The organism is Pseudomonas sp. KH_021 (assembly GCF_057838865.1).
Map to the genome: position 1 here is coordinate 235,487 of NZ_CM174477.1, position 13,627 is coordinate 249,113.

Annotated in this window: 16 protein-coding genes; 4 read left to right on the forward strand and 12 right to left on the reverse strand. The window is 60.9% G+C overall.

Translation table 11 applies throughout. The features are described from left to right. The 4 genes from metX to AC3IX4_RS01135 all read right to left on the reverse strand — a co-directional run bounded on the left by metX (nucleotide 1) and on the right by AC3IX4_RS01135 (nucleotide 3,451). On the reverse strand, nucleotides 1–1,140 hold the full coding sequence (metX, locus tag AC3IX4_RS01120; protein ID WP_489258859.1) for a homoserine O-succinyltransferase MetX: 1,140 nt from the start codon (nucleotides 1,138–1,140) through the stop codon (nucleotides 1–3). A 167-nt stretch (nucleotides 1,141–1,307) separates the two neighbouring features. Then, on the reverse strand, nucleotides 1,308–1,898 hold the full coding sequence (locus AC3IX4_RS01125; protein ID WP_489258860.1) for a YggT family protein: 591 nt from the start codon (nucleotides 1,896–1,898) through the stop codon (nucleotides 1,308–1,310). A gap of 10 nt (nucleotides 1,899–1,908) precedes the next feature. Next, on the reverse strand, nucleotides 1,909–2,727 hold the full coding sequence (gene proC / locus AC3IX4_RS01130) for a pyrroline-5-carboxylate reductase (RefSeq protein ID WP_489258861.1): 819 nt from the start codon (nucleotides 2,725–2,727) through the stop codon (nucleotides 1,909–1,911). Between the two features lie 37 nt (nucleotides 2,728–2,764). Next, nucleotides 2,765–3,451: a YggS family pyridoxal phosphate-dependent enzyme gene (locus AC3IX4_RS01135; RefSeq protein WP_489258862.1), complete on the reverse strand. Its 687-nt coding sequence runs from the start codon at nucleotides 3,449–3,451 to the stop codon at nucleotides 2,765–2,767. 67 nt (nucleotides 3,452–3,518) lie between these two features. Between AC3IX4_RS01135 and AC3IX4_RS01140 the strand changes: the two genes are divergently transcribed. Continuing rightward, entirely contained in the window at nucleotides 3,519–4,553 is a 1,035-nt protein-coding gene (locus AC3IX4_RS01140) for a type IV pilus twitching motility protein PilT (protein WP_489258863.1), read from the forward strand. Between the two features lie 104 nt (nucleotides 4,554–4,657). On the opposite strand, the gene AC3IX4_RS01145 is transcribed toward AC3IX4_RS01140, so the two are convergent. Further along, entirely contained in the window at nucleotides 4,658–5,275 is a 618-nt protein-coding gene (locus AC3IX4_RS01145) for a C40 family peptidase (protein WP_489258864.1), read from the reverse strand. Nucleotides 5,276–5,524: 249 nt separating this feature from the next. Between AC3IX4_RS01145 and AC3IX4_RS01150 the strand changes: the two genes are divergently transcribed. Beyond that, nucleotides 5,525–5,944 carry an NINE protein gene (locus tag AC3IX4_RS01150; RefSeq protein ID WP_489258865.1) on the forward strand — a complete coding sequence of 140 codons (420 nt, stop codon included), beginning with the start codon at nucleotides 5,525–5,527 and terminating at the stop codon, nucleotides 5,942–5,944. Between the two features lie 137 nt (nucleotides 5,945–6,081). Here the strand turns inward: AC3IX4_RS01150 and AC3IX4_RS01155 are convergent, their stop codons facing one another. The 7 genes from AC3IX4_RS01155 to gshB form a co-directional block, all read right to left on the reverse strand. Further along, nucleotides 6,082–7,353: a dihydroorotase gene (locus AC3IX4_RS01155; RefSeq protein WP_489258866.1), complete on the reverse strand. Its 1,272-nt coding sequence runs from the start codon at nucleotides 7,351–7,353 to the stop codon at nucleotides 6,082–6,084. Next, the gene (locus AC3IX4_RS01160; RefSeq protein ID WP_489258867.1) at nucleotides 7,350–8,354 is read right to left on the reverse strand and encodes an aspartate carbamoyltransferase catalytic subunit; all 1,005 of its coding nucleotides are present in this window, start codon (nucleotides 8,352–8,354) and stop codon (nucleotides 7,350–7,352) included. The genes AC3IX4_RS01155 and AC3IX4_RS01160 overlap by 4 nt, the downstream gene beginning before the upstream one ends. 12 nt (nucleotides 8,355–8,366) lie before the next feature. Beyond that, complete coding sequence (gene pyrR, locus AC3IX4_RS01165) at nucleotides 8,367–8,885, reverse strand: bifunctional pyr operon transcriptional regulator/uracil phosphoribosyltransferase PyrR (protein ID WP_489258868.1); 519 nt, start codon at nucleotides 8,883–8,885, stop codon at nucleotides 8,367–8,369. Nucleotides 8,886–8,937: 52 nt separating this feature from the next. Continuing rightward, on the reverse strand, nucleotides 8,938–9,378 hold the full coding sequence (gene ruvX / locus AC3IX4_RS01170) for a Holliday junction resolvase RuvX (protein WP_489258869.1): 441 nt from the start codon (nucleotides 9,376–9,378) through the stop codon (nucleotides 8,938–8,940). Beyond that, on the reverse strand, nucleotides 9,378–9,953 hold the full coding sequence (locus tag AC3IX4_RS01175; protein WP_489258870.1) for a YqgE/AlgH family protein: 576 nt from the start codon (nucleotides 9,951–9,953) through the stop codon (nucleotides 9,378–9,380). The genes ruvX and AC3IX4_RS01175 overlap by 1 nt, the downstream gene beginning before the upstream one ends. Nucleotides 9,954–10,597: 644 nt before the next feature. Further along, entirely contained in the window at nucleotides 10,598–11,503 is a 906-nt protein-coding gene (locus AC3IX4_RS01180; protein WP_489258871.1) for an energy transducer TonB, read from the reverse strand. Between the two features lie 107 nt (nucleotides 11,504–11,610). Next, the gene (gshB, locus tag AC3IX4_RS01185; RefSeq protein WP_489258872.1) at nucleotides 11,611–12,564 is read right to left on the reverse strand and encodes a glutathione synthase; all 954 of its coding nucleotides are present in this window, start codon (nucleotides 12,562–12,564) and stop codon (nucleotides 11,611–11,613) included. 235 nt (nucleotides 12,565–12,799) lie between these two features. Here gshB and pilG point away from each other — a divergent pair, with 235 nt between their 5' ends. Both pilG and pilH read left to right on the forward strand, forming a co-directional pair. Further along, nucleotides 12,800–13,210: a twitching motility response regulator PilG gene (gene pilG, locus AC3IX4_RS01190; RefSeq protein WP_489258873.1), complete on the forward strand. Its 411-nt coding sequence runs from the start codon at nucleotides 12,800–12,802 to the stop codon at nucleotides 13,208–13,210. A gap of 45 nt (nucleotides 13,211–13,255) precedes the next feature. Further along, nucleotides 13,256–13,621 (forward strand): twitching motility response regulator PilH, encoded by a 366-nt coding sequence (pilH, locus tag AC3IX4_RS01195; protein ID WP_489258874.1) that lies wholly within the window; start codon nucleotides 13,256–13,258, stop codon nucleotides 13,619–13,621. Nucleotides 13,622–13,627 lie beyond the last annotated feature (6 nt).

The window sequence follows — 13,627 nt, forward strand, 5'->3', positions numbered from 1 at the left end:
TCAGAGTGCAATGCGGTTCATGTAGCTGGAGAAACCCTGCAGGTAGCGCGGGATCGGGATCAGGAAGGCGTCATGGCCTTGCGGCGCGTCGATTTCCAGGTAGCAGACGTTCTTTTTGGCGGCCATCAACGCATCCACCAGCTCGCGCGAGCGCTCCGGCGAGAAGCGCCAGTCGGTGGTGAACGACATCACGCAGAAATCTGCCGTGACTCCGGCCAGTGTCTTGGCGAGGTCATCGCCGTGATTGGCGGCCGGGTCGAAGTAATCCAGGGCCTTGGTCATCAACAGGTAGGTATTGGCGTCGAAACGCCCGGAAAACTCCTCGCCTTGATAGCGCAGGTAGCTTTCGACCTGGAACTCCACGCTGTGGAAGTCATAGTTGAGCTTTTCGCTCTTGAGCCCGCGGCCGAATTTCTCGCCCATGGAGTCATCGGAGAGGTAGGTGATGTGCCCCACCATGCGCGCCAGCATCAGCCCGCGCTTGGGGATCACGCCCTTTTCCTGGAAATAACCGCCATGGAACTCCGGGTCGGAAAGAATGGCCTGGCGCGCCACTTCGTTGAACGCGATGTTCTGCGCCGACAACTTGGGGGCCGAGGCAATGGCCAGGCAATGACGCACCCGGTCGGGATAACTGATGGTCCACTGCAGCGCCTGCATGCCGCCCAGGCTGCCACCGACGATAGCGGCCCACTGGGTGATGCCCAAAAGGTCCGCCAGGCGTGCCTGGCTGTGTACCCAGTCTTCCACGGTCAGCACCGGGAAGTCGGCGCCAAACGGCTTGCCAGTGGCCGGGTTGATGCTGCTCGGGCCGGTGGAGCCGTTGCAGCCGCCCAGGTTGTTCAGGCTGACGACGAAGAACTTGTTGGTGTCGATCGGCTTGCCAGGGCCGATGCAACTGTCCCACCAACCGGGCTTGCGGTCGGTTTCACTGTGGTAACCGGCGGCATGGTGATGGCCTGACAGGGCATGGCAGATCAGCACGGCGTTGCTCGCCTTGGCGTTCAACTGGCCGTAGGTTTCGTAAATCAGGTCATAGGCGGCCAGCGAACGACCGCAGGCCAGCATCAGCGGTTCGCTGAAATGCGCCAGTTGTGGTGTGACCAGGCCAACCGAATCGGGGGGAAAGACAGTGGACATCGACCCTGCTCTCGCTTAAATGAGGCGTAAGTCTAAAGAGCGCGGTAGATAGCAGCAAGCGAAGAGCCTAAATGCATCGCGGGCAAGCCTCGCTCCTACATTTTCCCGGTAGGAGCAGAGCTTGCTCGCGATGAATTCCCCCCAATCCCAAAGCCAATCAGAAAAGATCAGATCAGCAAACGCAGGATCTCCGGCATGCCAGTCATGGCCGCCAGGTTGTTGATGACCAGCATGTCCAGCAGCTTGAGGACTATGAACGCCAGGATCGGCGAGATGTCCAGGCCGCCCATGCTTGGCAGGATGCGGCGAAACGGCGCCAGGGCCGGTTCGCAGATCTGGTTGACCAGCTCCGCGCCCGGGTTGTGGCTGCGCGGTGCGACCCAGGACAGGATCACGCTGATGATCATGGCGAAGAAGAAGATCTTCAGGAACAGCGCGGTCACCCCGATGATCGACCAGATCAGCAACTGCAGCGGGTTGCCGGTGGTGCCGTAGGCCAGCAGCAGGGTCAGGCCCATGACCAGCAGCTGGATGACGATCGCCAGCAGCAACGAGGACATGTCCAGGCCGAACAGGCTTGGAATGACTCGGCGCACGGGCTTGAGCAGGGGCTGGGTAGCTCGCACGGCGAACTGGCTGAGCGGATTGTAGAAGTCCGCCCGGACCAATTGCAGCACAAAGCGCAGGACCATGATCAGCAGATAAAGGCTGCCCAGGGTCTGCAGTACATAGATTGCAGCGGTGTTGAGTCCAATCATCTCAAGCTCCTTAGTTGCCCAGTTGCTCGGCCATTTCGGCCGAACGATGCGCAGCGGCGCCCAGCGCCTTTTCCACCAATGCTTCGAAACCACCGGCCTGGAATGACTTGATCGCCGCTTCCGTGGTGCCCGCAGGCGAGGTCACGCGACGACGCAGTTCGGCGGCATCCACATCGCTTGAGACGGCCATGTGCGCGGCGCCCAATGCGGTTTGCAAGGTCAGGCGCTCGGCGGTTTCGCGCGGCAGGCCAAGCTTTTCGCCGGCAGCAGTCATGGCTTCGATCAGCAGGAAGAAGTAAGCCGGGCCGCTGCCGGACACCGCGGTGACGGCGTCCAGTTGCTGCTCTTGCTCAAGCCATAGGGCAATACCCACGGCAGACAGCAGATCTTCAGCCTGCTGGCGCTGCTCAGCCGATACCCGTTCGGTGGCATACAGACCGCTCACGCCCTGGCGCAGCAAGGCCGGGGTGTTGGGCATGCAGCGCACGATCGGCTGGGCGCCGAGCCAGTTGTTCATGCTGGCGCAGGTGATGCCAGCGGCAATCGAAACCACCAATTGTTCAGGCTTAAGGCTGGGCTTCAAGGCTTCGCAAACGGCTTTCATGGCTTGTGGCTTGACGGCGAGCACCACCACGTCCGCGCCTTCGACGGCCTGGGCGTTACTTTCGAATAGCTCGATACCGTGCTCGGCGCTGACCTTGGCGCGCTGTTCGGCGCCCGGATCGCTGGCGCGGATCTGCGAAGCGGCCAGGCCCTTGGCCAGCAGCCCGCCGATAAGGCTGGCGGCCATGTTACCGGCACCGATAAAGGCAATACGGGTTTTGCTCATGACAAATCCTTAATAAAGAAAGGGAACGGCACCGGGGCTATGGCTGGCCATAGTCTCGGGCACCAAACAGGGCTGTGCCGATCCGTACCCACGTCGCGCCTTGCGCGATCGCCGATTCCAGATCGTGGCTCATGCCCATCGAAAGTGTGTCGAGCGAAAGAGCCAGGTTGTCTTGCAAGGCGCGCACGGTAGAAAAGGCAGCATCTTGTGCGGCACGGTCTTCAGTCGGCTCGGGAATCGCCATCAAGCCACGCAGTTTCAGCCGTGGCAGGGCCGCGATGGCCTGGGCCAGGGCTGGCAGGTCCTCGGGCGTGCAGCCCGACTTGCTGGCTTCGCCACTGACATTGACTTGGATGCAGATATTGAGCGGCGCCATCTCGGGCGGCCGCTGCTCGGACAGGCGTTGGGCAATTTTCAAGCGGTCCACGGAATGTACCCAGGCGAAATTTTCGGCGATTGCGCGCGTCTTGTTCGACTGAATGGGGCCGATGAAGTGCCAACTCAAGGGCAGGTCGGTCAATTCTGTCTGCTTGGCGAGGGCTTCTTGCAGATAGTTTTCGCCAAAGTCATGCAGCCCCGCAGCAAAGGCTTCGCGCACGGCGGCAGCGGGTTTGGTCTTGCTTACAGCCAGCAGGCCGATACTCGCCGGGGCGCGTCCGGTGGCCTGTGCGGCAGCGTCGATCCGCGCACGGACCGTCAAAACGTTGTCTGCTATGGTGGACATTACTTTTGTGCCAGCGGCTTTTGGGGTCTGCGGCATTCTACCTGCTTGTCTGTATTTGGGGAGTCTCATGGATATCACCGAGCTGCTGGCCTTCAGCGCCAAGCAAGGCGCCTCGGACCTGCACCTGTCGGCGGGCCTGCCGCCAATGATTCGAGTCGATGGCGATGTACGCCGCATCAACCTGCCGGCGCTGGACCACACACAGGTCCATGAATTGATCTACGACATCATGAACGACAAGCAGCGCACGGAATTCGAGGCGAACCTGGAAACCGACTTCTCCTTTGAAGTGCCCGGCATTGCGCGCTTTCGGGTCAACGCCTTCAACCAGAACCGGGGTGCTGGCGCTGTGTTTCGGACCATCCCCACCAAGGTCCAGAGTATGGAGAGCCTAGGTATGGGGGAAGTGTTTCGCAAGATTACCGAAGTGCCGCGAGGGCTAGTACTGGTGACCGGGCCGACCGGCTCCGGCAAATCGACGACCCTGGCCGCAATGGTCGATCATCTGAACAGCACTCGGCACCTGCACATCCTCACCATCGAAGACCCCATCGAGTTCGTCCACGAGTCCAAGCGGTGCCTGATCAATCAGCGTGAAGTGCATCGCGATACCCTGGGTTTTTCCAACGCCTTGCGATCGGCCCTGCGCGAAGATCCGGACGTGATCCTGGTGGGCGAGATGCGAGACCTGGAAACCATCCGCCTGGCGTTGACCGCCGCTGAAACCGGGCACCTGGTGTTCGGCACGTTGCACACGACCTCCGCCGCCAAGACGATCGACCGGGTGATCGATGTGTTTCCGGCGCAGGAGAAGTCGATGGTGCGCTCGATGCTGTCCGAATCATTGCAGGCGGTCATCTCTCAGACCCTACTCAAGAAGAATGGCGGCGGACGGGTGGCAGCCCACGAAATCATGCTGGGAACGCCGGCGATCAGGAACCTGATTCGCGAAGACAAAGTGGCGCAGATGTATTCAGCGATCCAGACCGGTGGGGCACTGGGGATGCAGACGCTGGATATGTGCTTGAAGGATTTGTTGCAGAAGGGCGTTATTGCGAGGGACAGCGCCAAGGAGAAGGCCAAGGCGCCGGATAACCTGTAGGAGCAGAGCTTGCTCGCGATGAACGCGCCGCGGTCATCTTGGTACACCGCGGTATATCAGGCAAACCGCGGCGCCTGCATCGCAGGCAAGCCTTGCTCCTACAATCAGCGTTGGCTCAGGCGCAGGGTTTTGTCCTGCTCAGCTGGGAGTACACGTTTGGCGACTACGTAGTGCTTCTGCCAGTAGGGCTTGTTCAGCGTGTCGATGGTCACGTTCTTGCCGGTGCGCGGCGCGTGGATGAAACGGTCGTTGCCCAGGTAAATGGCAACATGGTTGACCCGACGGCTCTTGATGTTGAAGAAGATCAGGTCGCCAGGTTTCAAGTCCTTGCGATCGACCTTCAGGCCGTGACCGTTGGCCATGGCGCTGGACGTGCGAGGCAAATCGACTTCATCGATGTCGTTGAAGGCGTATTTGACCAGGCCACTGCAATCAAAACCTTTGCTTGGGCTGCTGCCGCCCCAGCGGTAAGGGGTGCCGAGGACGTTGACGGCGCGGCTGAGCACGTCGCTGCTTTTTTGCGCAGATGGCGCGACGGCCACGACAGTACGCCCAGTGTTGCGTTGAGGCCCGTGTTTGACGGTGGCGGAACCCTTTTTGGTGTAGGGTGCCGAAATGTGTTTGGCGGAATAAGCGGGTAGACGTTGCTCACGGTTGGTGGCGTGAGCAGCCAGTGGCAATAACAGACAAATAGTCAGCCATGTCTTGAAAAAAGGACGCATAGGCAGGGCTCTTGGTGGGTGAATGCGCAACTTTATAACAGCTTTTTGTTCATTTTTTGTTCCGTTCATCGATTGGAATAAGCGGCCAAAAGTCAGCAAAATGCGTCTAACAAGCGCCTTTTCAGCGGTAGACCCAGACAGGACAAGCGTTTGCGCGATTTGTTCCCGAAAAAAACCACACGTCGGATTACCATCAAGAAGTCACATTTTCCTTTAGAAAATTTCAGTATCAGCCGGTAGAGGACTCATATGAACGGTTATCAACAGGGTGCTTACACCCACGATACTCACAGCAAAGTAATGGGCTATCTGCTCTGGATTCTTGGCTTTACCGGAGCCCACCGCTTTTATTACGGCAAACCGGTCACCGGCACGCTGTGGTTCTTCACCTTAGGGCTGCTGGGCATTGGTTGGTTGATCGACCTGTTCCTGATCCCGGCGATGGATCGCGAAGCGGACCTGCGCTTTAACGCGGGCAGCACCGACTACAGCGTGGCGTGGATCCTGCTGACGTTTCTGGGGATATTCGGGGTACACCGTATGTACCAGGGCAAATGGATCAGCGGGATCATTTACTTGCTGACCGGAGGCTTGTTCCTGATGGGGGTGCTGTATGACTTCTGGACCATGAATGACCAGATTTCGCTGAAGAACGCGCGGCAGGGCTGAAGGCCATTCGCTGTGGTCCGGCATACCGGCAAGCCAGCTCCCACATTGAATCAAAAGCCTTGACCTTGTGGGAGCTGGCTTGCCAGCGAATGCAGCCGCCGCAGGGTGTCAGTCACTCTGCGGCGGATAGGGCGATATCAGCGGCTGTAGCTGATATGCCCGTCCATCAAGGTGTAACGCACCACGCCCGGCAGGCTGTGGCCCATGAACGGGCAGTTCTCGCCCTTGGACAGCCACTGCTCACCGGCCACGGTGGACGCTTTGGGGTCGAACAGCACCAGGTCTGCAGGGGAGCCCACTTGCAGTTTCCCGGCAGGCAGACGCAGGGCCGCGGCCGGGCCGCAGCTCAAGCGCGCCAGCAGGGTTGGCAGGTCAAACACACCGTCTTCTACCAGCGTCAGCGCCAGCGGCAATAGCAGTTCGACGCTGCTGATGCCAGGCTCGGTTGCACCGAATGGCGCCAGCTTGGCGTCGCGCTCATGAGGCAGGTGATGGCTGGAAATGGCCTGCACCACGCCGGACTTGACTGCAGCGCGCAAGGCGTCGCGATCGGCGCGAGTGCGCAGTGGTGGCTGGACATGATAGAGGCTGGAAAAATCCACCAGTGCTTCATCGGTCAGGATCAGCTGGTACAGCGCCACATCCGCCGTCACTTTCAGGCCACGGGCCTGTGCCTCTTCGATCAACTTCACGCCGCGGGCACTGGTCAACTGACTGAAGTGAGCGCGCACGCCGCTTTGCTCGACCAGCAGCAGGTCCCGGGCCAATGCCACCGTTTCTGCGGTTTCTGGAATGCCTGCCAAACCCAGGAAGCTGGCCATCGGGCCTTCATGGGCCAGGCCGCCCTCGGCCAAATCATGATCCTGAGAGTGGAAAATCACCGTCAGGTCGAAGGTGGCCGCGTATTCCAGTGCCCGGCACAGGGTGCGGTTGTTACGAAAGCTGCTCAAGCCGTTGCCGAAGGCGACGCAACCGGTGTCGCGCAGGGCGACCAGTTCGGCCAGTTGCTCACCGCCCAGGCCCTTGCTCAAGGCGCCAATCGGGTAAACCTTGCAGTGGCCGGCCTCACGGGCGCGGTCCAGGATCAGCTCGGCCACCGCCGAGGTGTCCAGTACAGGCTTGGTTTGCGGTGGGCAGCACAGGCTGGTGACGCCACCGGCAGCCGCCGCACGTGTTTCACTGGCGATGCTGCCCTTGCGGCTGTAGCCCGGTTCGCGCAGGGCCACGCTCAGGTCGACCAGGCCAGGTGCTGCCACCAGGCCATCGGCCTCCAGCGTCTGGGTCGGTTGGAAGCCGGCTGGCGCCGCGCCCATGGCGATGACTTTACCTTCGCTGATATGCAGGTCGGTGACTTGGTCCAGGCCGCTGGCCGGATCGATGACGCGGGCGCCGAGAATGCTGAGACTCACTGGGCGTTCTCCTGCTCGAATTGGCGTTGCGCGGTCTGGCCGCTCATGGCCATGGACAGCACGGCCATACGCACGGCGATGCCGTAGGTGACTTGATTAAGGATGACCGAGTGGGCGCCATCGGCGACCGCCGATTCGATTTCGACCCCGCGGTTGATCGGCCCCGGGTGCATGACGATGGCGTCCGGCTTGGCGCCGGCCAGGCGTGCGGTGGTCAGGCCGAACAGGCGGTAGAACTCGCCTTCGCTCGGCAACAGGCCGCCCTGCATGCGTTCGCGCTGCAGGCGCAGCATGATCACCACATCGACGTCCTTCAGGCCTTGCTCCAGATCGGTATAGACCTTGACGCCATACTGCTCGATGCCGATCGGCAGCAGGGTTTTCGGCGCGATCACGCGAATATCCGGGCAACCCAGGGTCTTGAGCGCCAGCATGTTCGAGCGGGCGACGCGCGAGTGCAGGATATCGCCGACGATGGCCACCGACAGGTTTTCAAACCCGCCCTTGTGCCGACGAATGGTCAGCATGTCGAGCATGCCTTGGGTCGGGTGCGCATGGCGGCCGTCGCCACCGTTGATGATCGCCACTTCCGGGCACACATGCTCGGCGATGAAGTGGGCGGCGCCGGAGTCACCGTGGCGAACCACAAACATGTCAGCCGCCATGGCTTCAAGGTTGCGCAGGGTGTCGAACAGCGTTTCGCCCTTGCTGGTGGACGAGGTCGAGACGTTCAGCGTGATCACATCGGCTGAGAGCCGTTGGGCCGCCAGTTCGAAGGTGGTGCGGGTGCGCGTGGAGTTCTCGAAGAACACGTTGCAGACGGTCTTGCCGCGCAACAACGGGACTTTTTTCACCGCCCGGGCGCCGACTTCGAGAAACGAGTCGGCGGTATCGAGGATTTCGGTGAGCAGCTCACGGGGCAAACCGTCGAGCGAGAGGAAGTGGCGCAGCTGGCCCTGATCATTGAGCTGCAGCGGGCGCTTGGCGTCGGTTGGCGTCATCGCGAGGGACTCTTAAAAGGCGGAAGCGGATGCGAGGTCCTGGCGCTCAAGGGTGAGCGGTGCGGGGCCGGACAATTTTACCCGTTCGGTGGGCAGCAATGACAGCGTTGCGCCGACCACATTGGGCCGGATCGGCAATTCGGCAGCGTCCAGGTCCAGCAGGCAGACCAACGTTACGCTGGCCGGGCGGCCGTAATCGAACAATTCGTTGAGTGCGGCGCGAATGGTGCGGCCGCTCATCAGTACATCATCGACCAATACCAGGTGCTGGCCTTCGATCTCGAAGGGCAGCTCTGAAGGGCGCACTTGTGGGTGCAGGCCGTTCTGGCTGAAGTCATCGCGATAGAACGAGACGTCCAGGGTGCCGAGCGGCGAGTCGTTGCCCAGTTGCTCCAGCAAGGCCTGGGCAACCCAGATGCCGCCGGTGCGAATACCAATGTAGCGCGGTTCGGTGATGCTGCGACGGGCCAGATGGGCCGTGAGGTCAGAGGCCATCCGAACGATCAGTTCGGCGGGGTTGGGTAGGCTCATGCTTGCTCCTCGAGGCGCCGGGCATCAAGCGTGCCCGGCTTGAAAGCGGTTATCAGGGTTGCAGTTGGCCGATATTGGCATCCAGCCAGCCTTGCAGCAGCAGGGCGGCGGCGATGGCATCCACCGGGTTGTCGCGATAGCTTCCACGCTGACCGCCACGGGCCATGCGTTCGCCCTTGGCTTCGAAGGTGGTGAGGCGTTCATCGTGGGTATGCACGGGCAGGTTGAATCGCCCATTGAGCTGGCGCGAAAACTTCTCGGCCTTGGCGCTCATGTCGCTGGGGGTGCCGTCCATGTTCAGCGGCAGCCCAACCACCATGGCGTCAGGCTTCCACTCCTTGACCAGTGCTTCGATCTTGCTCCAGTCCGGCACGCCTTGCTGCGCCCTCACGGTACACAGCTCGCGGGCCTGGCCGGTGATGACCTGGCCGACGGCGACGCCGATCTGACGGCTGCCGTAATCAAAGCCCAGCAGTAGGCGAACAGCGGCCATCAAGCGTGCCCCGCCTGGTTGGTGAGCAGGCTCAGGTCGATGTGCAGCAGTTTGGCCGCAGCGCCCAGGCGCAGATCGCTGGCGGTGCCAAAGATGATCTCGGCATCGAATGGGCAATTGAGCCAGACGTTATCGGCCAGTTCTGCTTCCAGTTGCCCGGCTTCCCAGCCGGCGTAGCCGAGGGTGATCAGGCTTTGCTTGGGGCCGACGTCATCGGCAATGGCAAAGAGGATGTCCTGGGAGGTGGACAACGACAGCCCGCCCAGATCGATCGTGGCCTGGTAGACGTGGTCCGGGTCGGAGGGATGCAGCACGAAGCCGCGATCAGTCTGCACCGGACCACCGATATAGATCGGCACCCGCTGGCAGCGCGCCGGAGGATCGACTTCCGGGCGCAGCTGCTCGAGGATGTCGGCCAGGTTCAGCTCTTGCGGTCGATTGACCACCAGGCCCATGGCGCCACGCTCGGTGTGCTCGACGATATAGGTCAAGGTATGGGCAAAGTGCGGATCGGCCATGTGCGGCATGGCGATCAGGAATTGATGCTTGAGGTAACTCGGGCTGACGTTCTTCATGACTACTAGTGTGGCTTTGGCCACGCAGCCTGACAAGCCCGCCGCCACTCTAGATGTAGGAGCAGACCTTGGTCGCGATGAGGCCCCATCGTCGGCAAGCCGTGCTCCTACAGTCGATAGCCACACCGCAATCCAGCAGATAAACCGCGGGGCCCTCATCGCCTCATAGGTATCTACACATCTTTTGGTGTACTGCATTTCGTAGCAGTGGACGAGTAGAACGAGGCCACGTCCGGCTGCGCAGCAGTCGTAAAACCTGGCACTTCAGTATTCAGATACACCGCGAGTACAGGCTTTGCGAGGACTACGTCCCCGGACCTGGCCTCGCTGAACTCGTCTACTGCTACGAATGTAGCCGCTGACGAGGTACGAGGCTGCGATCGGCAGCGAAGCGGCCGTAAAACCTGAGACCGTAATCCATCAGGCACACCGAAGGGCCTGAATTTACGACGGCTTCGCCGCCGATCGCAGCCTCGTACCTCGGCAGCGGCTACAAGAGCCGCGCTGCCCCAGAATTGTGTAAATACCTATGCTCATCGCCGGCAAGCCGTGCTCCTACAGTCGATAGCCACACCGCGGTCCAGCAGGCAAACCGCGGGGCCCTCATCGCCGGCAAGCCGTGCTCCTACAGAGGCAGGTGGATATCAGTTGCTGGACAGCCGGTCGCCACGGGCGAAGCGCCAGGTGCGGATGATCTCCAGGCGGTCGATGTCGGCAAGATCTCCGGTAAACGGCGCAAATGGCGCCGCCAGGCGCACGATGCGCTGCGCGGCCTGATCCAGCAGTGGCTGGCCGGAAGATTGCAGCACTTGCACTTCATACAGCGAGCCGTCGCGGTTGATCGACACCAGCAGGCGCAGGCTGCCGTAGATTTGCTGGCGACGGGCGTCGTCGGGGTAGTTCAGGTTACCGATACGCTCGACCTTCTTGCGCCATGCATCCTTGTACCAGGCGCCCTTGTCGCGACTGGTCGAGGCGGCGTTCAGGCGATAGATGCGCGGGCGTTTGGCATACAGTTGCTGTTCGTTGGACAGCTCGGCTTCCAGGCTTGCGATCTGGTCGGACAGTTGCGAGCTGTCGAAATCCGGGGTGACGGCCTGGGGCTTGGGTTCGGGCTTGGTCGGTTTGGGCCGGGTCTCGATCTTTTGCGGCTTGGGAGCGGTGGTGGTGACAGCCGCCTTGGGGGGCTGTGGCTGTGGCTTGACCTCGGGCTTGGGGGCCGGAGGTGGCGTCACTTTATTGATCTTGGTGTCCTGGAAGGGCGCCACTTCGGTGGTTTTCGGCACCGCTTTCTTGTCTTGCGTGCCGCTGCCTTGCTGGTTTTCTTGGGCGGCAAAGTCGGCTTTTTTCGGCGCGACCTCACTTTTGAAGGTGGCCAGGGTGATTTCCATGCTGCGGCTGATCGTTTCCGGCGTGCTGAACGAGAAACCCAGGCCCAGGATCAGTGCCAGGTGCAGCAAGGCGGCCAGAAACAAGGTGAAGCCGAGCCGGTCCGCCGGGCGTACGCCAGAGTGGGAAAGTTCAGGAGGAATGTCGGCAGAAACGGTCATCAATTATCCAGCAGGCCTGCAATACGGAGGAACCCGGCAGTGCGCTCGCCCCAAGTAAAAAGGGCGAGCATCATAACGCACTGCGCGGTATTTCCCCGTGTTGTGCGTCAGCGGGCCTTGAGCTTGCGATCAATGGCGTCCATCAGTTGCGCGCCGATCTGGGTGCCAAAGGCATTGTCGATCTCGCGGATGCAGGTCGGGCTGGTGACGTTGATTTCGGTCAGGTGCTCTCCGATCACATCCAGGCCAACAAACAGCAGGCCTTTTTCACGCAGGGTCGGGCCGACCTGTTCGGCGATCCAGCGATCTTTGTCGGTCAAGGGACGAGCTTCGCCACGACCGCCGGCGGCCAGGTTGCCACGGGTCTCGCCGGCGGCCGGAATGCGCGCCAGGCAGTAAGGCACGGGTTCGCCATCGATCATCAGGATGCGCTTGTCACCGTCCTTGATCGCCGGCAGGTAGGCCTGGGCCATGATCTGCTGGCTGCCGTGGGCGGTCAGGGCTTCCAGAATCACCGAAAGGTTCGGGTCGTCACGGCGGTGGCGGAAGATCGACGCGCCACCCATGCCATCAAGCGGCTTGAAAATCACATCGTGGTGTTGATCGGCGAACTCGCGCAGGATGTCAGCGCGACGGCTGACGACAGTCGCTGGCGTCAAGTGTGGGAACTGCGTGGCAAACAGTTTTTCGTTGCAGTCGCGCAGGCTCTGGGGCTTGTTGACCACCAGCACGCCGTCGCGCTCGGCCTGCTCCAACAGGTAGGTCGAATACACGAACTCCATGTCGAAGGGCGGATCCTTGCGCATCAGGATCACGTCCAGATCGCTCAGGGCGGCGTCGCTTTCGGCGTCGAGTTCGAACCAGCGCTGCGGGTCGGCGAAGACCTTCAGCGGGCGCATCCGCGCTCGGGCAACACCTTCACTCTGGTAGAGGTCATGCTGTTCCATGTAGAACAACGACCAGCCGCGCTCTTGGGCGGCAAGCAGCATGGCCAGCGAGCTATCCTTTTTATAGGAGATGCGCTCGATGGGGTCCATGACGATTCCGAGGCGAATGCTCATGGGGGGCTATCCTCTGGCAGCAAGGCCGCATTGGCCTGAATTCAAGTGGCGTCAGGGTGGCGCCAGCACGCTTTGCGGTCAAGGAAAAACACGCGTCGCAAGCACTGGGCCGTGGCCTGGCAGTGGCTGATGGAACGCACTGTAAGAGTGTGTTACAAAGACTCGGCACGGGCTTTGCGCATGTCTATATTCAGCGCTGGCCGGCTCCGGCTCCCGAGATGATGATCGAGTGAACATGGAACAGCATTCCCCGGCATTGAAAGTCATGGTGATCGATGACTCGAAGACCATTCGCCGCACGGCTCAAATGCTGTTGAAGGACGTTGGCTGCGAAGTGCTCACCGCCATTGACGGCTTCGACGCCCTGGCCAAGGTGGCCGACCATCACCCTGGCATCATCTTTATCGACATCATGATGCCGCGCCTGGATGGCTACCAAACGTGCGCAATGATCAAGAATAACCCGGCATTCAAGGCAACGCCGGTGATCATGCTGTCATCGCGCGATGATCTGTTCGACAAGGCCAAGGGGCGCATCGTTGGCTCCGATCAGTTTTTAACCAAGCCTTTCAGCAAAGAAGAACTGTTGAGCGCCATTCGGGCACATGTCCCGGGTTTTGCCGCAGAAGAACAATACGCACCCTGACGTGCGGGCCGGGCCCGTGGCGTCTTTTAGAGAGTGGGGAACAGCATGGCTCGAGTCTTGATCGTTGATGATTCGCAGACCGAAACCTTTAAATTGACCCAGATGCTGACAAAGCACGGTCATGAAGTCCTGACGGCTGAAAATGGCGCAGACGGTGTCGCACTGGCTCGTCATGCAAAGCCCGACGCGGTCTTGATGGACATCGTGATGCCCGGTCTCAATGGTTTCCAGGCCACTCGCCAATTGACCAAGGACCCGCAAACCAGCCACATTCCCGTCATCGTGATTACCACCAAGGGTGAAGAATCCGACAAGGTCTGGGCCAAGCGCCAGGGCGCCAGGGACTTTCTCATCAAACCGTTCGATGAAGGTGACCTGGTCCAGCTCCTTGATTCAGTCCTGGCAGGCTGACGGCCG